We start from the raw sequence: 18778 nt of genomic DNA on the forward strand, positions 1-18778 counted from the left end.
TATGGGCAGATATTTTAAAACTGTCTCTTGAAGCTAATTATGATGATTATCTTGAAAAAAAATGATAATTAGACAGAAGTTCTCTTGTTCACATAGAGAACTTTATCTTCTTTTGTTTTCAAAATGAGAATTGCTGATACATGGCTATCATTCTAGCAAAGGGAGAGAATTCTTGTCCATTAAGAAATGTTACAAATTACATGGGTACATTAAGAAAAGTTAAGGGGGTGCATCCATTGATGGATAAGGGTTTTCAGCTATTGTGGTATGTATGTATGGGGGAAGTTCAGATATAAAGGGCTTTCAGACTATCGGTTAGTTGAATCAGGGATGCTGGTTTCATGCGAGTTCCTCACTCTGAGGATTTTCCCGTTATTATAGGATCAATCATTCTCTGTAATTCTCTTAGAATTAAGGAAACGACTATTAGGGGAGAATCATCCCTCTGTTGCTATTTCCTTAAACAATTTAGCAAAATTTTACTATTACCAAGGAAGGTACGAAGAAGCAAAACCTCTCTATCTAGAAGCTTTAACAATTGCCGAGCAAGCTTTAGGGGAGAATCATCCTAATACAGTTAAGTTTCGGGAAAACTTACAAATGATGCGACAACAGCAACATCCATCGTCTTAACTGTGATTGATGGGATTATGTCAAGTTTTTAGGAAATTAAATCAGTTTATTCTTAATCAAACTTAAACGGAGAAAATTAATGACAACCAACTTATTAAATAATGCTATTACCATAGATAACGAAATTCAACATGGTAAACCAATCTTAACAGGAACCCGAATCCCGATCGCCATTGTTATTGGTTCCCTGGCAGGAGGAATGAGCTATGAAGAAGTCATGGAGGAATATGGAGTTACTCAAGAGCAAATTCTTGCTTCTTTAGCATATTTTTCTGAACTTTTAAATAATGAAATCATTTATCTAAGCGATCACCACTTTTAAACCTGATAGAAAAACAGCAATTCTTTTACAGTTTATTAAATTGTAATTGCTTTTTCCCTACCCAATAAACCCAACAGAATAAACCCATGAATACAGCAACCCAAACTATCAAAGTCTATAACGAAATTATTGAACTAATCGCAAGGGGAACCACCCCCCAATCGGTGATTAACTTTCATCTTTCCGATACCGCTCAAAATCGCCTAGAAGACCTAATTTATAACGCTAAAAATAATGAACTTACCCAAGAGGAAAAACAGGAACTCGATGCTTATTTAATGCTAGAACATATTATGACCCTAGCAAAAGCAAAAGCTCACCAATATCTCAATGAAGCTAACTAAAATGGCTCGACCTTACATTAGTTTAGAATTGCGAAAATTAGTTGCTGAACGTGCCGATTTTCTCTGTGAATATTGCTTAATTTCTGCTTCTGATAGGGTATCTGGCTGTCAGGTGGATCATATCATTAGTTTTAAACATGGGGGAGCAACTTCGGCTGATAATTTGTGCTACGCCTGTATTTTTTGCAATTTACAAAAAGGTACAGATTTAGGCTCAATTAATTGGGAAACTGGAGAACTTGTCCGTTTTTTTAACCCGCGTCGAGACTTGTGGAAAGAACATTTTCAACTTAAAGAAGCTTTTATCCAACCCATTACTGATATTGGTAACGTGACAGCTAGAATTTTAGATTTCAATAACAAAGAACGCTTACAAGAGCGACAATTATTAATAGAAATTGCTAAATATCCACCTGTTTCTGCAAAACAAAGACTTCTTTAAATTTATTTCATAACCTCTCTCTCTACAAGCATTAGAATTGAAAAAACGACTCTTAGAAGACAATCATCCTGATGTGACACTTTCCCTCAACAATTTGGTGCATTTGTACTATTTTTAGGCAGGTACACAGAAGCAGAACCCCTCTATTTACAATCATTAGCAATTGCTGAGAAAGCTTTAGGGGAGAATCATCCTACTACTGTTACAATTCGGGAAAACTTACAAAGGCTGCGACAACAGCAACATCAATCGTCTTAACTGTGATTTATGTGTGGGATGGACTATGATTGATTATTGATGAAGGTTTGCTGAATACAACACAATCATAGTATTCATTCAATCATTTCAATCATAGTTTAGACTTATTATGGGATTATGGGATGGACTATAATTGAATTAATCACTGATAACTGATATAGGCTATATTTGAAGAACTTACAAAGGTAAAATTATGACTATCAAAGAACAACTAATTCATGAAATTGAAACAGTATCCGATGAGGTAATAGAAGAAGTTTTTGACTTTTTATTATTAGCCAAAATCAAACATAATCGATCGCAAGAACAATCTAAACCTTTCGCGCGATTTATCGAAGAACTCACTGCTGATATTCCTCAAGAAGTTTTAGATACCTTACCAACCGATAGTGCAGAGGAACATGATCATTACATCTACGGTACTCCTAAACATTAACCATGAAGCAAATTTTTGCCGACACCTTTTATTGGATCGCTTTACTCAACCCCAAAGATGACTGGCATCAAATCGCACTCAACTATGCTCATAATTGTATCAATGATCAACTAATAACAACGGATGGCATTATTGATGAGATACTGAACTATGCTTCATGTAGAGGAACTATTATGAGACAGAAAGCACTCTTAATGTGTACGCAAATGCTACGGGAAAAAACAATACAAGTTATTTCCTATACACCAGAATTACGTCAATTAGGTTTTGAATTATATAAACAACGGTCAGACAAAGGTTATAGTATTACAGACTGCATATCAATGATAATTATGCAACAAATGGATATTTTTGAAGTGCTTACCCATGACAAGCACTTTACCCAAGAAGGTTTTATTATTCTTTTTTAAACAATAGAACTACTATAAAATGGAGTCAACGACTATTAGGAAAAATCACTCTACTACTGTTAAGATTCGGGAAAACTTACAAACGCCGCGACAACAGCAATATCCATCGTCTTAACTGTGATTTATGGGATTATGGGATGGACTATAATTGATCATTGATGAAGACTTGCTGAATACAACACAATCATAGTATTCATTTAATCATTTCAATCATAGTTTGGACTTATTATGGGATTATGGGATGGACTATATTGTTAATATTGTTTTGCAGTACAAAAAGGTCATAAAAAATCATGGACAAACAACTATTACTCAATAAAATTAAACAAGCAGTACAAGCGATCGAACCACAAGCGCAAATATTTCTTTATGGTTCACGGGCGCGAAACGATGCTCAACCAGACTCTGATTGGGATATATTAGTATTAGTTGATGGGATCACTAACCCTACTCGCACATCTCAAATCCGTCGTCAAATTTATGAAATCGAATGGGAAACAGAAGAAGTTATTTGTACCATTGTTCGCAGCAAAAATCAATGGGAACATCCCTTATTACAAACTACTCCTTTCTGGCAATCAGTTAACAAAGAAGCTATTATGCTATGAGTAAAAATTCCCCTCACGATCAACTAATTAGGTATCGTTTAAATCGTGCAGAGGAAGCTTATCAAGATGCTTGTTCTCTTGCTGATGGTGCAAGATGGAATAGTTGTATCAATCGTCTGTACTATAGTTGCTTTTATGCTGTTACGGCTTTACTTGCTTATGATAATCTCTCATCTCCAAAACATACAGGTGTCCGTAGTCTCTTCAACAAAAACTACATCCGTAGTGAAATTATTTCAAAAGACTTTGGTGCAATTTATAACGAATTGTTTGAATACCGTCTCGAAGCAGATTATACAGACTTTGCAGATTTTGATGAATTACAAGTTCTTCCTTTCATTGCAAAAGTGAGAGATTTTTTAAATATAATTTCAGACCTACTTCCTACTGATTAAATGACAAAAGTATTGTATGTCAATACATTAAGTAAAGAGCATCTCAATACACAAATGATTCGTAATAATTTACAAATGATGCGACAGTCACATCCATCGTTTTAACTGTGATTGATGGGATTATGGGATGGACTATAACTGATCATTGATGAAGACTTGCTGAATACAACACAATCATAGTATTCATTCAATCAAATAACAGTTTAGACTTATTATGGGATTACCGTAGGTGCTTCTCATCGATGCCTCTTAGATTACCAGATTTCGTCCCCCCCTGAACGGTGACAATTTATCAGCGTTTTCTCCTTGTTTGTCGCCGGTGATGCCATTGACTGAGGAGACGATAACTAACAAAATAAGTGATAATGCTCGCCAACAGACCTGTAATCAAACTGCCAAAAAATAACGTTAAGAGAAATTCACCGCTCAAACTCCCCCAATTTTCCGCCCAACTTTGGTTAGAGGCAAAAATACGACTATCGATCGCTTGATTTCCTTTACCTAAAAACAATTCTCCCAATTTATAGTTAAACAAAAACACGGGAATATAGGTAAAGGGATTACTCACCCAAGTGGCTGCCGCTGCCGCGATTTTATTGCCCCGCACACAGAAAGCTAAAAAAATCGCAATAATGGTCTGTAATCCTAGCCAGGGAAAGGCCCCAGAAAACACCCCCACCGCTAACCCGCGAGCGATTTCGATCGGATGTCCCTGCAATCGCACTAAGCGAATCCACCAGTAGCGACAGAAGCGCTTCAGACGATTAATTAGGCTATTTTCTTTATTTTTCGCTTTTAATGACCGTGAGCGCATATTTTTGGGCATAAATGCTGACAAAATTGATACCAACTTCAATTTTAGCAAGGAGTGATTCAGAGATGTTAAACACAGGGGATACGATCGCCGCCATCGCTACGGCGATCGTTCCGGAACAGGGTAGTATCGGTATTGTCCGTTTATCCGGTAGTCAGGCAGTGGCGATCGCTCGTCGGCTTTTCCATACCCGCAATCGTCAAAAATGGCAAAGTCATCGTCTTCTCTACGGTTATATCCGGCATCCCCAAAGTCAAGCAATTATCGATGAAGCTTTGCTGCTGCTCATGTTAGCGCCCCGCTCTTTCACCCGCGAGGATGTGGTGGAATTTCACTGTCATGGCGGCATTATGCCCGTACAACAGGTGTTACAGTTATGTCTAGAAAATGGGGCGCGTTTAGCCCAAGCGGGGGAATTTAGCCTGCGTGCCTTTCTTAACGGCAGAATTGACCTAACTCAAGCCGAAAGCGTCGTCGATCTCGTTGGGGCGCGTTCTCCCCAAGCGGCACAATTTGCCCTCGCTGGGTTGCAGGGAAAACTCGCGCAACCGATTCGGCATTTGCGTGCCACCTGTCTCGATATTTTAGCTGAAATTGAGGCCCGTATTGACTTTGAAGAGGATTTACCGCCCTTGGATCACGAGGCGGTTCTCCATAGCATAGAACAGGTTTTTTGTCAAGTAAATTTAATTTTAGCTACTGCCGAGCGCGGGGAATTGCTGCGTAGTGGTCTAAAAGTGGCGATCGTGGGACGGCCGAATGTGGGTAAATCAAGTTTGTTAAATGCTTGGAGTCGGAGCGATCGAGCGATTGTCACCGATTTACCCGGCACTACCCGCGATATCGTCGAATCTCAGCTAGTTGTGGCGGGAATCCCCGTACAAGTCCTCGATACGGCTGGAATTCGCTCGGCCAGCGATCGAGTTGAACAAATTGGGGTGGAACGTTCCCGTCAAACGGCCCGGTCTGCTGATTTAGTTCTCTTAACCGTCTCCGCAGAGTCAGGATGGACCCAGGAAGATGAGGAAATTTATCGCTCTGTCAGCGATCGCCGATTAATTTTAGTGATTAATAAAATTGATTTAGCCAATCCTGAAACGGTAATTTATCCAGCAGAAATTGAGCGAGTTGTCAAGCTATCCGCTGCCCAAAATCAGGGTATTGAAGACTTAGAAAAAACTATTATTAATGCTGTCCAAAATCAAGAAATACAGGCGGCTAATTTGGATTTAGCCATTAATCAACGACAGGCGGCCGCTTTAACTAGGGCGAAAATTGCTTTGCAACAGGTCAAAAAAACAATTGACGAAAATTTGCCTTTTGATTTTTGGTCGATCGATCTGCGTACTGCCATTCAAGCTTTAGGAGAAATTACCGGCGAAGAAGTGACTGAATCGGTACTTGATCGCATTTTTAGCCGTTTTTGTATTGGTAAATAAGCAATGAGGAAATCTGGTCAACTGTGTTTGGTTAACTGTAGTCTTGTTGAGAATTGAAGAACTCAGATATTGCCAGAAAAAAAGACTTTCCAAGCGGCCGTAATAATGGCACTTCCCAAAAGGATGATTAATGTCCAGACCTGATTTTTTTGGGTTCCTTCCACTGATTTTAGCCGATTGTCGATGCCTTCGATTTTCCCGTCTAAAACTTTAATATCCCCTTTGATATCAGCTTGTCCTATCTCAAGTTTTGTTAAGCGATTATCTAATCGATCAAACCGTTCATCAATCTTATCGAATTTTTGACTAACTTCCTTGATACTGTCTTTAATTTCTTTAAGGACAGCTTCTAGGGAATAAGTAACAGTTTCGTTAGACATTTGGTAAACTCCTATACTGCATCTGGTTGGATATAATTTTATCTTAGTCTAGGCTTTAAGAAAATTTTCTTTCAGGAGCGATTAACTGTAGTCTTGTTGAGAATTAGAGAACTCAGATATTACTGGAAAAAAAGACTTTCCAAGCGGCCGTAATAATGGCACTTCCCAAAAGGATAATCAATGTCCAGACCTGATTTTTTTGGGTTCCCTCTACCGATATTAGCCGATTGTCGATGCCTTCAATTTTCCCGTCTAACACTTTAATATCCCCTTTGAGATCAGTTACTCCTATTTCTAGTTTGGTTAACCGATCTTCTACCTTGTCAAATCTTTCGTTAACCCGCTTCTCAAGCGAGTCAATCTTCCCCTCAATCCTTGTGAGGACAGCTTCTAGGGAATAAGTAACAGTTTCGTTAGACATTGGGTAAACTCCTATACTGCATCTGGTTGGATATAATTTTATCTTAGTCTAGGCTTTAAGAAAATTTTCTTTCAGGAGCGATTAACTGTAGTCTTGTTGAGAATTAGAGAACTCAGATATTACTGGAAAAAAATACTTTCCAAGCAGCCGTAATAATGGCACTTCCCAAAAGGATAATCAATGTCCAGACCTGATTTTTTTGGGTTCCCTCTACCGATATTAGCCGATTGTCAATGCCTTCGATTTTCTCGTCTAACACTTTAATATCTCCTTTGAGATCGGTTAATCCTATTTCTACTTTTGTCAAGCGCTCATCAATCTTATCGATCTTCCCCTCAATCCTTGTGAGGACAGCTTCTAGGGAATAAGTAACAGTTTCGTTAGACATTGGCTAAACTCCTGTACTGCATCTGGTTGGATATAATAATTTTATCTTAGTCTAGGCTTTTTGGCATTCCTTACCCTATAGTTAACTTCACTTCTGTCCAACCACTGAGATAGTGTTAGGTGAAAACTTCGCTACTTTCTTGTCACTGATTAGCGGTTACTGTTCATTCTCTGCGAAAAAACCCTAACCCCTAACACCGATAACCCTAACTGCCAATTTTTTCGGGAACTTCCTAACATCCCATTCATCTTAAAGCCTAGATTCCGCCTGGAAAAAGGAGGAAATCCAGAGGAGTTTCCGGCTTTTTTCCTAGCCCTCTCGGTTTTCTTTTGGTTTGACACTCCCATCGCACTCATGCGAGGGATTCTTCATTCACGGGGAGATGCCTTGCAAAAGCAGTGCCTTTACTTGGTCTTACTCTCCCTCCAGAAGCAGTAGCGGTATGCCCTACCGCCAAAATTCGTAAACCTTCATCCCGAATATTCTTAGCGGCATTGATATCTCTATCGTGGGTTTCTCCACACTTAGGACATTGCCAACTACGAATATCTAAACTCAAACTATCAACAGGATTTAAACAGTTACTACAAGTCTTAGAGCTAGGAAAGAATCTATCTACTTCTATATAGATTTTTCCTTCCCATTCAGCCTTGTATTTTAACATAGTACAGAATTGACCCCAACCAGCATCACTAATTGATTTTGCTAGTTTAGGGTTTTTGACCATGTTTCTGACTGCCAGATTTTCTACCACTATGACTTGGTTTTCGTCAACTAATTTACGACTTAGTTTGTGCAGAAAATCTTCACGACAACGAAGGATTTTAGAGTGAACTTTAGCAACTTTAACTCTAGCTTTATTTCGATTCTTAGAGCCTTTTTGCTTGCGGCTTAGTTTCTTTTGTCTCCTCGCTAATCTTTGTTCGTACTTACGATAGTATTCAGGATTCCCATGTTTAGTCCCGTCTGATGTAATAGCAAAATGGGTTAGTCCAACGTCTATGCCGACAGCTTTTCCTTCTGATGATTTTTGGGGTAAATCCTGACCATCATCATAGAGACAAGATGCGAAATATTCTCCTGATGGATTAACTGAAACCGTAACAGACTTTAAGTCTCCCTCTGGTTGCCGTGAAACTTGGCAATAGACTTCACCAATTTTAGGTAATACCAGAACATCATCTTTTAACTTACAGTGCTGAGGAAATCTAATCGACTGCCTATTTTGCTTTTTCTTGAAGTTAGGATATTTAGCTCTACCTTCAAAGAAATTAAGGAAAGCACTAGAAAGATTTAAAGCAGCTTGTTGTAATACCTGCGATGGTACTTCGCTTAACCACTCATGCTCTTTTTTTAGGGAAGGCAGCAGCTTAATTATTTCGTCTCTGCTTAATCCTTTTCCAGTTTGCTTGTAAGTTTCGGATGTCAAGTTTAGGGCGTAATTGTAAAACCATCTAGCACAGCCAAACGACTTGGCAAGCAAAACTGATTGCTCACTGGTCGGATAGATTCTGTACTTAAACGCTTTTAACATCTTGTTTACCAGACTATATTTACTATGGTAAACTATGCAAGGCTAAATTGTCAAGGATTTAATCGTGCTTTGCGGTTCTATTTTGGTCGGGGTTTCATCCCGTCAGTACGAGGGTCTTCACCCCGACATCTGTGATAAATTGGGTTATGCGTGCAAAGGAGTGAGCGAGTGGTGTTTAGCATCGAACCAAAAATTATCAATCCGCCCAAAAACCGTCATGATTATCAATTGTCGGAAGCAATTCGCTATCGTGCTTGGGTAGAGATTGATCGCTCTGCCCTACAACAAAACGTGCGAAAAGTCAAGGCCTTATTAGCCCCAAAAACGGAATTAATGGCGGTAATTAAAGCCGATGCTTACGGACACGGGGCAGTTAAGGTGGCTAACAGCGTTTTAGAAGCCGGAGCGCAGTCTTTAGCCATCGCGACTATCGGGGAAGGTATCGAACTACGCGAAGCAGGAATCGTTGCCCCAATTATGATTTTAGGGGCAGTCAATACCCTGGAAGAAGTGGCAGCCTTGGCCCATTGGCAATTGCAACCCACCCTGGTACAAATCGAACAGGTGCAAATTTTTGCCAGCGTTATGAGACGCTTAGAGCAGCGGCTGCCAGTTCATATCAAACTAGATACGGGGATGTCTCGCTTAGGTACACAATGGCACAACGGCACCAAATTCGTCGAACAGGTTTTAGAGGCTCCTAACCTGAAAATTGCCAGTATATACTCCCATTTTGCCACAGCTGACGATCCTAATCCCGAGATCATGCAGTTACAACGGCAAAGATTCCAACAAGCGATCGCCGAGTTAAGATCAAAAGGTTATCATCCCCCCTGTCTGCATTTAGCCAACTCTGCCGCTACCCTAAGCGATCGATCTCTGCACTACGATCGAGTTAGAGTCGGATTAGCTCTCTACGGTCTTTATCCTGCCGATCATCTCACCGATAAAGTCCCTTTGCAACCCGTCCTGCAAGTAAAAGCGCGCATTGCCCAAGTCAAAACCATTGCCGCTGGTTCGGGAGTGAGTTATGGTCATCAGTACATAGCGGCAAAAGACACCCGTATTGCTGTGGTCGGTATCGGTTACGCCGATGGAATTCCCCGCAATCTCTCCAATCGTTTAAAAGTATCCCTGAGAGGACGTTTAGTACCCCAAATCGGCGCGATAACCATGGATCAGTTAATGATTGACGTGAGCGAGATTCCAGAGGTAAAAACAGGGGAAATCGTCACACTTATCGGTAAAGACGGCCCACAGTGCATCACCGCCGACGATTGGGCGCGGGATTTAGGTACGATATCCTGGGAAATTCTCTGCGGTTTTAAGCATCGTTTGCCGCGAATTACTATTAGCAATGGGTGATTATGGCGGTGATCTTAAAAAATGTCAATTGGCGGCAATTCTTACTGTTGACTGGTGAGATGTGTAATTAATTTTGCTTAGGTACTTACCGTTGTTAAGTGCGATCGCTAATTGTCCAGCTAGATAAGGGGATGAATTCGCCGGTGCTTTAGGTTAGAATAAACAGGGTTAATCGACGGCAAATGATTAGTTTTACCCTAGAGGCAGCGATGACTATAAGCAACGATTTACCCTTACCCCCCGGCAGTTTCGGATTACCCCTATTAGGAGAAACAATCGCTTTTTTAACCGATGGGGATTTTGCCAGTAAACGTCATAATAAATATGGTCAACTTTTCTGTACTCATATTTTTGGCAGTCCCACGATTATTTTATCCGGTGCCGAAGCTAACCGGTTTCTCCTCAGCAACGAGAATAAATACTTTGCGGCCACTTGGCCTAAAAGTACCAAAACTCTCCTAGGTAGCGCATCTTTAGCAGTGCATACGGGAGATGTTCACGCTTCCCGTCGTCGTTTAATCTATCAAGCTTTTCAACCCCGGTCCCTAGCAAGTTATATCCCTACGGTAGAAACAATTACCGCTCGCTATTTAGAGCGTTGGCAAAATGCCAAAACCCTGTCATGGTATCCTGAATTAAGAAACTATACTCTCGATATCGCCTGTAAATTATTTGTCGGTCTTGACCAGGGTTCTGCTACCAAATTAGGAGAAGCTTTTGATACTTGGTGTGCGGGACTATTTACCCTTCCCATTCCCCTTCCCTGGACAGCTTTCGGCAAAGCATTACGCTGTCGAGAAGAATTATTGGAAGCCATAGAAACTATCATTTTAGAAAGACAAAAAAATGATGACTTAGGCCAGGATGCTCTGGCTATCCTTTTACAAGCTAAAGACGAAAACGGTCAAAGTTTATCCCTAGCGGAATTAAAGGATCAAGTGCTATTATTACTCTTTGCTGGTCATGAAACTTTAACCTCTGCTATCGCCACTTTCTGCCTACAAATGGCACTGCATCCCGATATTTTTCAGCTTGTCCTTGAGGAAATAACTAATTTTGATCTATCCACTCCTTTAAGCGTTGATACCCTCAAACAGATGACCTATTTAGATCGCGTTTTAAAAGAAGTTTTACGTTTTACTCCCCCCGTGGGAGGAGGATTCCGTCGGGTAATAGAAGACTGTCAATTTAACGGTTATCATTTGCCGAAAGGATGGGTAGTGCAGTATCAAATCAGCAATACCCATAAAGATAATAATATTTATTCCCATCCTGAAACCTTTGATCCCGATCGCTTTTTAGCCGAAGAAAAACCCTACGGATATATCCCCTTTGGTGCGGGATTGCGCGAATGTATCGGCAAGGAATTCGCTCGTTTAGAGATGAAAATTTTAGCCGTCCGTTTAGTACAAAAGTATGATTGGCAATTACTCCCTAATCAAGATCTCACCCTCACCACTATCCCCACTCCCCATCCTCGCGACGGTTTACAAGTCACCTTTAAACCCCGTTAACCAGTTAGGATAAAAAAACTTTAAAAACAGTTTAGCGTTTTTCTCGTAGCCGTGAAATTTATTTCACGGCCTTTATTGTCGGAAATGCTCAGATTTTGAGCAGTCGGTGGAACTGACAGAGGTTAATCGGCAGCGGGTAAAGCTTTCGATAATTCTCCATTTTGCCGATGATTTGGTCTATCGAATTCGAGAACTAGGTAACGAATTAAACGCGCTAGGGATTTTTGTAGCAAACCTTCAGCAATTTTTTGTCCCATCTGTTGGGTTTCCGGTTTAGCGATTAGTTTCGTCATCACTGGCACCATAGCCATGGCATCAAATCCTTTCGTTTCCTGTAAAATACTAAAGATGTTGCGAAGATGCTCAAAACTCTTAGCATCACCCAACAATTCTGGGGGAGTTTCTTGTACCGTTAAACCCACCTGTTGCCGGAAATTAACCGTGAGATTAAACCAAGTGCGACGGCCGAAATTATCGAGGGTATTTACTAACTCATTCACTAATTTTTCGCGGATAAATATACCCCTATCTGACAGAAGAAAATCTAATGCTTGTTCGCTGACTTTCTCGAAGTTAAAATCATTAGAATCTTTAGCATTACGCAAGAGATTTTCTAAACGATTCCAGCGAAAAGTACCGTCTTTAAACAATAAATCCCGCAGGGAATCTCGCAACTCCGTGGAAGGATCGGTCAGCAGACGTTTGGCAATATAAGGATAGGCTTTACTCAGTACCTTAAAATTAGGATCGATGCCAATCGCTATTCCCTCTAAAGTCACCATCGAGCGAATAATCAGGGCATAATAGGCAGGAACTCGAAAGGGAAACTCGTACATCATCGCCGACATTTTATCGGTGATACTTTTAAAGTTTAATTCTGCCACACTCGCCCCCAAAGCATTACCGAAAACTTCCGAAAAAGCGGGAATAATTGGCTCTAAATTGGTAGTTGGTGATAGGAAGTCTAGTTTAACATAATCCTTGGCCAGAGACTCAAAATCCCGGTTGACTAAATGCACCACCGCTTCGATTAAACCGTAGCGTTGATAGGGTTCAATATTGCTCATCATGCCGAAATCAAGATAAGCTAATTTACCATCGGGAGTCGCTAATAAATTACCCGGATGGGGATCCGCATGGAAAAATCCGTGTTCAAGTAATTGACGCAAAGAACACTGCACCCCCACATTAACTAAGTAGGTGGCATCAATACCTTGCGCTTGAATTTCTTTGATATTAGTTAATTTTGTGCCGTCCACCCACTCCATGGTTAAAACCCGTCGCCCGGTATATTTCCAGTAGATTTTGGGGATGTAAATTTCGGCAATGTGACCATAAAGTTGAGCGAATTTTTCGGCGTTTTGTCCTTCGTGCAGATAATTAATTTCTTCAAAAATACGACCAGCTAATTCGTCGGTAATTGCCACTAAATCGGAGCGAAGTCTTTTAACATTAATTTTCGCCCAACTCGCCAAACTACGCATGATATACACATCTAAAGTTATACAGCGAATCAAATCGGGACGCTGTACTTTAACGGCGACTCTCTCTCCGGTTTTTAATTTACCTTTATAAACTTGTCCTAGAGAAGCGGCCGCTATGGGATTGGGGGATAATTCCGCATAAATTTCTTCAGGAGAATAACCTAATTCTTCTTCGATAAAACGATAGGCGATTTCGTTAGGAAAAGAGGGAATTTGATCCTGGAGAGTGGTTAATTCTTCTAAATATAAAGGCGGTACTAAATCAGGACGGGTAGAGAGAGCTTGACCGATTTTAATATAGGTCGGTCCCAATTTGGTCAACATTTCCCGCAATTGTACAGCCCGTCTAATTTCATTTTTCGGCGATTTTCCCCGCAGTTTATCCCACCAGATACCGATGAGAAAAGATAAAACTGGTAGAGTAATTTCGATTAATCTCCCCACAACGTCTAGAGGTCGCCCACGGTAATAGTCGTTAATAACTTGGGGATTGTAGCGCCAACTCTCGGCCACGTTGTCATCCATGGGGCCGATATCTTCCCGATGCTCTTCGGGAATATGGACGGGCTGCACTTCAACAGTAATCGCTTCTTCGGGTTGCGTCTCTGGGGAGATCATCTGTTCGGACATAGTTCGGTGACGGGGCAGGGTGATTTGTAAACTATTGTAACAAGTATCGGCTTTCTGCCCGATCTTGTTTTTGTCTCCCTAGTTCTAGGTTCAGGTTGGCCGTCAACTTTCCCCGGATGGTTATCGGTGTTTTTGACGATTTCGAGGCTGATACTGCCCTGATTATCCTTAATTGTAGGTGTCAAAAAATAGGGCGGTAATTTGGCTGATTTCTAGGACTTTGTTCAACAATTAGAAGGGTAAGTAGTCGTGCAAAATTAATTTCTTGGTTAGGATAGGCACTCAGGCAATAGGCAATAGGCAAAAGCTTTAGGCTCTACCGAAACTGTCATGCAAAACTATCAACAACTCATGCTTGTAAAGTTTGTACAATAGGGCTTTGAGTTTTTATTAGATTGATATTTATCAACTTTAGAGCATTGCTGGACAGAGAGGAAGCTTGGGGAATTTTCTACAGTGTAAGTTCGGAAGAACCAAGCTTTATCGAAATGTGTAATTAATTTTGCTTAGGTACTTAATAATGGGAATTAAATGGCAGAGTTTGTTAAAAATGTTTAATGAATGGGGATTAGAAGAATATGGACAAAGATATGATATAAATTGGCTAGACATAGATAGAAAAAGTCTCAAAAACACCCTAAAGAATCCTAACAATGAACAACAAAATTTTATCATGCTTGTCTCATTGTTTAGTCAAGAAAGTGTCACTGACCCTTTACATTGAGCTTTTACATCGAGCTTGTCAAAATGTGTCAAAATGTGTCAAAATGTGTCGAAATGTGTCGAAGTGTGGATTAGTATTACACTTAAAAAGAGTCGAAAACAAAAAAGGGTCTGAAATCGACGAAGGTTAAGCTATAATTGAGGATTGCTCTTTCCAAAATAAAGTTTTTACTGGGGATGCTTGACACTGTCAGAAAAAAACAATCAGCTTAATAGCCAAGAGTAAAAATGATTATGTTATCACCGTCAAAATAATAGTCATGGACGAAAAATATCAAGAAAAATAGAAGTTTTTAAAGTGAGGAAAAATGAAAGACAAGGGTTTGAAAATCTGCGAAGAATTATTAAAGTAGAAAGAAGGGGTAGTCGCGGGGATAAAACTTATGAAGAAACAGCTTACTATATCAGTAGCCTAACCGAATCCGCTCAAGTATTTGCTAAAATTATTCGAGGATATTGGAAAATAGAAAATCAGTTACATTGGGTAAAAGATGTAATTTTTGAGGAAGATAAAAGCGAGATCAGTGATTTTCAAGCGGCAAGCAATTGGTCAATTCTCACAACTATAGGATTGAATCTTTTCAGAGGTTTGGGTTTTCTCTCAATCACGGAGGGACAGAAGTGGTTAGCTGAACGTTGGGAAAAACTGATAGTTTTATCGACGTAAGAAGCAGAAAAATTAGCTAAATTAACAGGATGTACTCTCAGACAACTTCAAGAGAGATAGGCTTTTAGTGGCTTGAGAACAAGTTTTATCAATTTATTCATAATAAATATTGGCAGAGGATTAAAGATTAGTTATTGTAACTAACTCTTTTGATTAGAAAAAGATAAACTTGAGAATCTTAAGTTAAATTTATTGACTCAAAATCAGCTGTACTTAATTTAAATGAATCAACCCTACCTTAATCCCCCCTTGATAAGGGGGGTGTCTGACAACTTTTAACAACTACCTACTTAACTGCTCGATTAATCCGATAACTTTAGCCTTAATTTCATCGCGAACTCGGCGAAAAGTTTCCATAGGTTGACCATCGGGATCATCAATTAGCCAATCCTCGAAAATTTCCTGTAAAATCCATCCTTCCGGCAGATTGACACCGCAACCACATAGGGAAATAACGGCATCGTAATCTTCAGGATTAAAATCCCTAATTGATTTGGAAGTTTGGTCGGTAATATCGATACCAATTTCCCCCATAACTTCGATTGCTCCGGGGTGAACTTTGGCCGCTTCTAATCCGGAACTGGTGACGGCAATTTTACCCGCACCTAAAGTTTTAGCGAAACCTTCGGCGATTTGGGAACGACAGGAATTTTTTCTACAGGCAAACATGACTTTTTTCATGATTTTAACTCCTAGAAATTGATTTAATTAATAGCTTTATGGGCAATTGTGGCTATTTCTTGGGCGGCTTTTTCCTTTCTTTCACTATAGCGATCAGTCAGATAATCTACCTGATCTCGCAGGAGAATGGTAAACTTATAAAGTTCCTCCATCACATCAATAACTCGATCTCGATAGGGGGAATCTTTCATCGTGCCATCCTCGTGAAACTCTTGATAAGCTTTAGCCACCGAAGACTGATTAGGAATAGTAAACATTCGCATCCAACGACCAAGAATTCGCAGAGTATTAACCGCATTAAAAGATTGGGAACCTCCGCTTACTTGCATAACTGCTAAAGTGCGTCCTTGAGTGGGACGAATCGCACCAATACTCAAGGGAATCCAATCAATTTGGTTTTTGATGATGCCGCTAATATTGCCGTGAAGTTCAGGAGATGACCAGACTTGACCCTCAGACCATTGACTTAATTCTCGTAATTCCTGTACTTTGGCATGAGTATCGGGAACACTGCCATAAATCGGCAATTCACGCGGATCAAAAAAGCGCACTTCTGCCCCATATTCAGTGATAATTCTGGCCGCTTCTTCTGCTAGTAAACGACTGTAGGAACGTGGCCGTAAAGAACCATACAGAAAAAGAATTCTTGGTTTGTGAGTCGATTGGACCATGGTGAATAATTATTTGTAAGGACTCAAGCAACGAGGATCGAGAAGGGTGGCTTTTTCTGGATCTCTGGGAAACCAAAAGGCGGTTTTTTTACAGAATTCTACCAACATTAACATCACAGGTACTTCAATCAATACTCCCACTACTGTCGCTAAAGCAGCCCCCGAATTCAATCCGAATAACATCACCGCAGTGGCGATCGCGACCTCAAAATGATTACTAGCACCAATTAAAGCAGCGGGAGCCGCATCTTCGTAAACTAAATTGAGTTTGAGAGCGGCCACATAACTAAGTAAAAAAATCAGATTAGTTTGAATAAAGAGGGGAATAGCAATCAGGAAAATATGCAGGGGATTACTAACAATTAAATCGCCTTTGAAAGCAAAAAGCAGGATTAAGGTTAACAATAAGGCAGTGATTGCCACAGGACTGAGATAGTGAAGAAAACGCGATTCAAACCAGGCCCGTCCTTTATGTTTAAAAATCCAGTGACGGCTATAGATACCGGCAATAAGCGGTAAACCAACGTAGATTAACACAGAAAAAACAATGGTCTGCCAGGGGACTACAAAATTATTAGCTGCCAGTAACCATTTACCTAGAGGAGCGTAGAGAAAAAGCATCGCTAGGGAATTGACTGCTACCATAATTAGGGTATGACCCTGGTTACTGTAGGAAAGATAGCCCCACATCAAGACCATGGCCGTACAGGGAGCAATTCCTAGTAAAATAGCTCCAGCAGTGTAGGAACTAGCTAAACTTACCGTCTGTCCTCGGATAATCTCCGTTTGACTCAACCAAGGCAGAAACAGCCAGCCGAGAAAAAATTGAGCCAGCGCCACCATGGTAAAGGGTTTGATCAGCCAATTAACCACTAAAGTTAAAATAACTGGTTTGGGAGTACGGGCAGCCCGGAGAGCCTGAGAAAAGTCGATCTTAACCATGATCGGATACATCATGAAGAAAAGACAGATGGCGATCGGAATAGAAACGTTATAGATACTCATGGCATCTAAAGTCCGCGCTACGTCCGGAAATAACCGACCGAGGGCAATTCCCGCCAAAATACAGAAAATAACCCAAAGGGTAAGATATTTTTCAAAAACACTAAGGCTACCGCCAGCTTTGGCGGCTTTAGGATTGATTTGATTAGTCATCGCACAAAGGTGGAAAGAGAATAATGGGAGATTGGGTAATCCACCTTTATTATTTCAAAAAAAGTTGATATGTCAAGGGTAAAAGCCATTTGTAAAGCTTTAATATTTCCAAAAATCTTGATTGGTTACTTACTTTCCTCACAGGAACGAGCGGGGACGAGGGCAGCAAAACGACGATATTCGGATAGATATTCTTCTAGGAGAAGAAATTGAGATAGATTCAGGCTGTAGTAGATCCAACGACCCTCTTGACGACTGCGGACTAAATTGGCTTCTTTTAGCGTTTTTAGGTGAAAAGATAATTTAGATTGGGCGATATCGAGGTGGTCGCGCAATTCACAGACGCATAATTCCTGATGTCGCAACAGTTGCAGAATTTGCAGTCGTAGGGGATCCGAGAGTGCCTGAAAACCAGTGTAAATCTGGGTTAACGAGTCGGGAGATGTGGCCAGAGAGTTGAACATTGAGATGGTCCCTCGGTGGGAAGGAAATAGGAAAGCGGGAAAATTCAGAATTGCAACAAAACTTTATGTATTTTTGTATCGAATCAGGAAAACCAGCGAATCATCCCCTGTATGATAGACAATGGTTTTGACCAGAGACAATGGTTTTGACCAGATTAGCCTTTTAAATCATTGTAAACAGGTTAGGAGACATCATGGAATTATTTGCGGCTCTCAATTTAGAACCCATTTTTCAACTCACCTTCGTGGCGCTAATCATGTTAGCTGGCCCCTTTGTCATTTTCCTACTAGCTTTTCGTGGTGGCGACCTATAAAAATCGCCTCCCACCCATTGTTATTCGTGCTTTTTTTGACTTCTCTCCTCTTTAGGGAGAGATTTTTTGTCTAAAACCCAGTCATCAGTTATCAGTTATCAGTTATCAGTCATCAGTCATCGGTTATCATACTGAATCTGGTTATTAAGTAGGTAGGCGTTAAAAGTTGTCAGACACCCCCCTTATCAAGGGGGGCAGGGGGGATCCCCCCGCCTATCGGCACCCCCCTTATCAAGGGGGGCAGGGGGGATCGAACCTAAAATCCATTTTTAATTTAATTATAACC

Annotated in this window: 22 protein-coding genes and 2 pseudogenes; 14 read left to right on the plus strand and 10 right to left on the minus strand. The window is 40.5% G+C overall.

Translation table 11 applies throughout. The features are described 5' to 3' along the window. Nucleotides 1-399: 399 nt before the first annotated feature. From O9323_RS04325 to O9323_RS04365, 9 genes and pseudogenes are all read left to right on the plus strand, one after another. On the plus strand, nt 400-633 hold the full coding sequence (locus O9323_RS04325; RefSeq protein ID WP_071821871.1) for a tetratricopeptide repeat protein: 234 nt from the start codon (nt 400-402) through the stop codon (nt 631-633). 79 nt (nt 634-712) lie between these two features. Next, nucleotides 713-955, plus strand: a complete 243-nt coding sequence (locus O9323_RS04330) for a DUF433 domain-containing protein (protein WP_002750400.1) — start codon at nt 713-715, stop codon at nt 953-955. Between the two features lie 86 nt (nt 956-1041). Next, nucleotides 1042-1299, plus strand: a complete 258-nt coding sequence (locus tag O9323_RS04335; RefSeq protein WP_002750398.1) for a hypothetical protein — start codon at nt 1042-1044, stop codon at nt 1297-1299. Nucleotide 1300: 1 nt separating this feature from the next. Next, nucleotides 1301-1741: an HNH endonuclease gene (locus O9323_RS04340; protein ID WP_002770066.1), complete on the plus strand. Its 441-nt coding sequence runs from the start codon at nt 1301-1303 to the stop codon at nt 1739-1741. 150 nt (nt 1742-1891) lie between these two features. After that, nucleotides 1892-1999 (plus strand): annotated as a pseudogene (locus O9323_RS22535) (tetratricopeptide repeat protein); the annotation flags it as partial. Between the two features lie 193 nt (nt 2000-2192). Beyond that, on the plus strand, nt 2193-2435 hold the full coding sequence (locus O9323_RS04350; protein ID WP_149107581.1) for a hypothetical protein: 243 nt from the start codon (nt 2193-2195) through the stop codon (nt 2433-2435). Nucleotides 2436-2437: 2 nt separating this feature from the next. Beyond that, nucleotides 2438-2845 (plus strand): type II toxin-antitoxin system VapC family toxin, encoded by a 408-nt coding sequence (locus O9323_RS04355; RefSeq protein WP_008197333.1) that lies wholly within the window; start codon nt 2438-2440, stop codon nt 2843-2845. Nucleotides 2846-3138: 293 nt separating this feature from the next. After that, nucleotides 3139-3453, plus strand: a complete 315-nt coding sequence (locus O9323_RS04360) for a nucleotidyltransferase domain-containing protein (RefSeq protein WP_002737075.1) — start codon at nt 3139-3141, stop codon at nt 3451-3453. Then, the gene (locus O9323_RS04365; protein WP_002750396.1) at nt 3450-3848 is read left to right on the plus strand and encodes a HEPN domain-containing protein; all 399 of its coding nucleotides are present in this window, start codon (nt 3450-3452) and stop codon (nt 3846-3848) included. The genes O9323_RS04360 and O9323_RS04365 overlap by 4 nt, the downstream gene beginning before the upstream one ends. A gap of 292 nt (nt 3849-4140) precedes the next feature. Here O9323_RS04365 and O9323_RS04370 read toward each other — a convergent pair whose 3' ends face one another. Then, nucleotides 4141-4674 carry a DUF2062 domain-containing protein gene (locus tag O9323_RS04370; RefSeq protein WP_002750395.1) on the minus strand — a complete coding sequence of 178 codons (534 nt, stop codon included), beginning with the start codon at nt 4672-4674 and terminating at the stop codon, nt 4141-4143. Between the two features lie 53 nt (nt 4675-4727). Here O9323_RS04370 and mnmE point away from each other — a divergent pair, with 53 nt between their 5' ends. Beyond that, entirely contained in the window at nt 4728-6101 is a 1374-nt protein-coding gene (gene mnmE / locus O9323_RS04375) for a tRNA uridine-5-carboxymethylaminomethyl(34) synthesis GTPase MnmE (protein WP_002750394.1), read from the plus strand. 62 nt (nt 6102-6163) lie between these two features. Here mnmE and O9323_RS04380 read toward each other — a convergent pair whose 3' ends face one another. The 4 genes from O9323_RS04380 to tnpB all read right to left on the minus strand — a co-directional run bounded on the left by O9323_RS04380 (nt 6164) and on the right by tnpB (nt 8824). Next, nucleotides 6164-6481, minus strand: a complete 318-nt coding sequence (locus O9323_RS04380; protein WP_002750393.1) for a hypothetical protein — start codon at nt 6479-6481, stop codon at nt 6164-6166. Nucleotides 6482-6593: 112 nt separating this feature from the next. Continuing rightward, nucleotides 6594-6902: a DUF4164 family protein gene (locus tag O9323_RS04385; RefSeq protein WP_002744166.1), complete on the minus strand. Its 309-nt coding sequence runs from the start codon at nt 6900-6902 to the stop codon at nt 6594-6596. A 112-nt stretch (nt 6903-7014) separates the two neighbouring features. Continuing rightward, nucleotides 7015-7290: a polyhydroxyalkanoate biosynthesis repressor PhaR gene (locus O9323_RS04390; protein ID WP_084990060.1), complete on the minus strand. Its 276-nt coding sequence runs from the start codon at nt 7288-7290 to the stop codon at nt 7015-7017. Nucleotides 7291-7642: 352 nt separating this feature from the next. After that, on the minus strand, nt 7643-8824 hold the full coding sequence (tnpB, locus tag O9323_RS04395) for an IS200/IS605 family element RNA-guided endonuclease TnpB (RefSeq protein WP_149107582.1): 1182 nt from the start codon (nt 8822-8824) through the stop codon (nt 7643-7645). Nucleotides 8825-8992: 168 nt separating this feature from the next. On the opposite strand from tnpB, the gene alr reads away from it, so the two are divergent. Together alr and O9323_RS04405 are read left to right on the plus strand one after the other, a co-directional pair. Then, the gene (gene alr, locus O9323_RS04400; RefSeq protein ID WP_002750392.1) at nt 8993-10189 is read left to right on the plus strand and encodes an alanine racemase; all 1197 of its coding nucleotides are present in this window, start codon (nt 8993-8995) and stop codon (nt 10187-10189) included. Between the two features lie 209 nt (nt 10190-10398). Next, a complete protein-coding gene (locus O9323_RS04405; RefSeq protein ID WP_288124744.1) occupies nt 10399-11703 on the plus strand; it encodes a cytochrome P450 in 1305 nt (434 codons plus the stop codon). Between the two features lie 122 nt (nt 11704-11825). Here O9323_RS04405 and O9323_RS04410 read toward each other — a convergent pair whose 3' ends face one another. Next, complete coding sequence (locus O9323_RS04410; protein ID WP_024969577.1) at nt 11826-13817, minus strand: ABC1 kinase family protein; 1992 nt, start codon at nt 13815-13817, stop codon at nt 11826-11828. Between the two features lie 505 nt (nt 13818-14322). Here O9323_RS04410 and O9323_RS04415 point away from each other — a divergent pair. Continuing rightward, a pseudogene (locus O9323_RS04415) lies at nt 14323-15207 on the plus strand (ISAs1 family transposase); the annotation flags it as partial. 282 nt (nt 15208-15489) lie between these two features. Here the strand turns inward: O9323_RS04415 and arsC are convergent. From arsC to O9323_RS04435, 4 genes are all read right to left on the minus strand, one after another. Continuing rightward, a complete protein-coding gene (arsC, locus tag O9323_RS04420; protein WP_002750385.1) occupies nt 15490-15888 on the minus strand; it encodes an arsenate reductase, glutathione/glutaredoxin type in 399 nt (132 codons plus the stop codon). A gap of 23 nt (nt 15889-15911) precedes the next feature. Continuing rightward, nucleotides 15912-16559 carry an arsenical resistance protein ArsH gene (gene arsH, locus O9323_RS04425; protein WP_024968829.1) on the minus strand — a complete coding sequence of 216 codons (648 nt, stop codon included), beginning with the start codon at nt 16557-16559 and terminating at the stop codon, nt 15912-15914. Nucleotides 16560-16568: 9 nt separating this feature from the next. Then, entirely contained in the window at nt 16569-17714 is a 1146-nt protein-coding gene (gene arsB / locus O9323_RS04430; protein ID WP_002750381.1) for an ACR3 family arsenite efflux transporter, read from the minus strand. A gap of 125 nt (nt 17715-17839) precedes the next feature. Then, entirely contained in the window at nt 17840-18178 is a 339-nt protein-coding gene (locus O9323_RS04435; protein ID WP_288124742.1) for an ArsR/SmtB family transcription factor, read from the minus strand. A 194-nt stretch (nt 18179-18372) separates the two neighbouring features. Here O9323_RS04435 and psb30 point away from each other — a divergent pair, with 194 nt between their 5' ends. Next, the gene (gene psb30, locus O9323_RS04440) at nt 18373-18492 is read left to right on the plus strand and encodes a photosystem II reaction center protein Ycf12/Psb30 (RefSeq protein ID WP_002736367.1); all 120 of its coding nucleotides are present in this window, start codon (nt 18373-18375) and stop codon (nt 18490-18492) included. Nucleotides 18493-18778: the final 286 nt, after the last annotated feature.

Source organism: Microcystis sp. LE19-131.1A (genome assembly GCF_027532015.1).
In the GTDB taxonomy this organism is placed as follows: domain Bacteria; phylum Cyanobacteriota; class Cyanobacteriia; order Cyanobacteriales; family Microcystaceae; genus Microcystis; species Microcystis ichthyoblabe_A.

What these genes read in the sequence shown, in the direction of transcription:
- O9323_RS04330 (WP_002750400.1), top strand. Translation starts at nt 713, where the DNA reads ATGACAACCAACTTATTAAATAATGCTATTACCATAGATAACGAAATT.
- O9323_RS04335 (WP_002750398.1), top strand. Translation starts at nt 1,042, where the DNA reads ATGAATACAGCAACCCAAACTATCAAAGTCTATAACGAAATTATTGAA.
- O9323_RS04340 (WP_002770066.1), top strand. Translation starts at nt 1,301, where the DNA reads ATGGCTCGACCTTACATTAGTTTAGAATTGCGAAAATTAGTTGCTGAA.
- O9323_RS04350 (WP_149107581.1), top strand. Translation starts at nt 2,193, where the DNA reads ATGACTATCAAAGAACAACTAATTCATGAAATTGAAACAGTATCCGAT.
- O9323_RS04355 (WP_008197333.1), top strand. Translation starts at nt 2,438, where the DNA reads ATGAAGCAAATTTTTGCCGACACCTTTTATTGGATCGCTTTACTCAAC.
- O9323_RS04360 (WP_002737075.1), top strand. Translation starts at nt 3,139, where the DNA reads ATGGACAAACAACTATTACTCAATAAAATTAAACAAGCAGTACAAGCG.
- O9323_RS04365 (WP_002750396.1), top strand. Translation starts at nt 3,450, where the DNA reads ATGAGTAAAAATTCCCCTCACGATCAACTAATTAGGTATCGTTTAAAT.
- O9323_RS04370 (WP_002750395.1), bottom strand. Translation starts at nt 4,674, where the DNA reads ATGCCCAAAAATATGCGCTCACGGTCATTAAAAGCGAAAAATAAAGAA.
- mnmE (WP_002750394.1), top strand. Translation starts at nt 4,728, where the DNA reads ATGTTAAACACAGGGGATACGATCGCCGCCATCGCTACGGCGATCGTT.
- O9323_RS04380 (WP_002750393.1), bottom strand. Translation starts at nt 6,481, where the DNA reads ATGTCTAACGAAACTGTTACTTATTCCCTAGAAGCTGTCCTTAAAGAA.
- O9323_RS04385 (WP_002744166.1), bottom strand. Translation starts at nt 6,902, where the DNA reads ATGTCTAACGAAACTGTTACTTATTCCCTAGAAGCTGTCCTCACAAGG.
- O9323_RS04390 (WP_084990060.1), bottom strand. Translation starts at nt 7,290, where the DNA reads ATGTCTAACGAAACTGTTACTTATTCCCTAGAAGCTGTCCTCACAAGG.
- tnpB (WP_149107582.1), bottom strand. Translation starts at nt 8,824, where the DNA reads ATGTTAAAAGCGTTTAAGTACAGAATCTATCCGACCAGTGAGCAATCA.
- O9323_RS04405 (WP_288124744.1), top strand. Translation starts at nt 10,399, where the DNA reads ATGACTATAAGCAACGATTTACCCTTACCCCCCGGCAGTTTCGGATTA.
- O9323_RS04410 (WP_024969577.1), bottom strand. Translation starts at nt 13,817, where the DNA reads ATGTCCGAACAGATGATCTCCCCAGAGACGCAACCCGAAGAAGCGATT.
- arsC (WP_002750385.1), bottom strand. Translation starts at nt 15,888, where the DNA reads ATGAAAAAAGTCATGTTTGCCTGTAGAAAAAATTCCTGTCGTTCCCAA.
- arsH (WP_024968829.1), bottom strand. Translation starts at nt 16,559, where the DNA reads ATGGTCCAATCGACTCACAAACCAAGAATTCTTTTTCTGTATGGTTCT.
- arsB (WP_002750381.1), bottom strand. Translation starts at nt 17,714, where the DNA reads ATGACTAATCAAATCAATCCTAAAGCCGCCAAAGCTGGCGGTAGCCTT.
- O9323_RS04435 (WP_288124742.1), bottom strand. Translation starts at nt 18,178, where the DNA reads ATGTTCAACTCTCTGGCCACATCTCCCGACTCGTTAACCCAGATTTAC.
- psb30 (WP_002736367.1), top strand. Translation starts at nt 18,373, where the DNA reads ATGGAATTATTTGCGGCTCTCAATTTAGAACCCATTTTTCAACTCACC.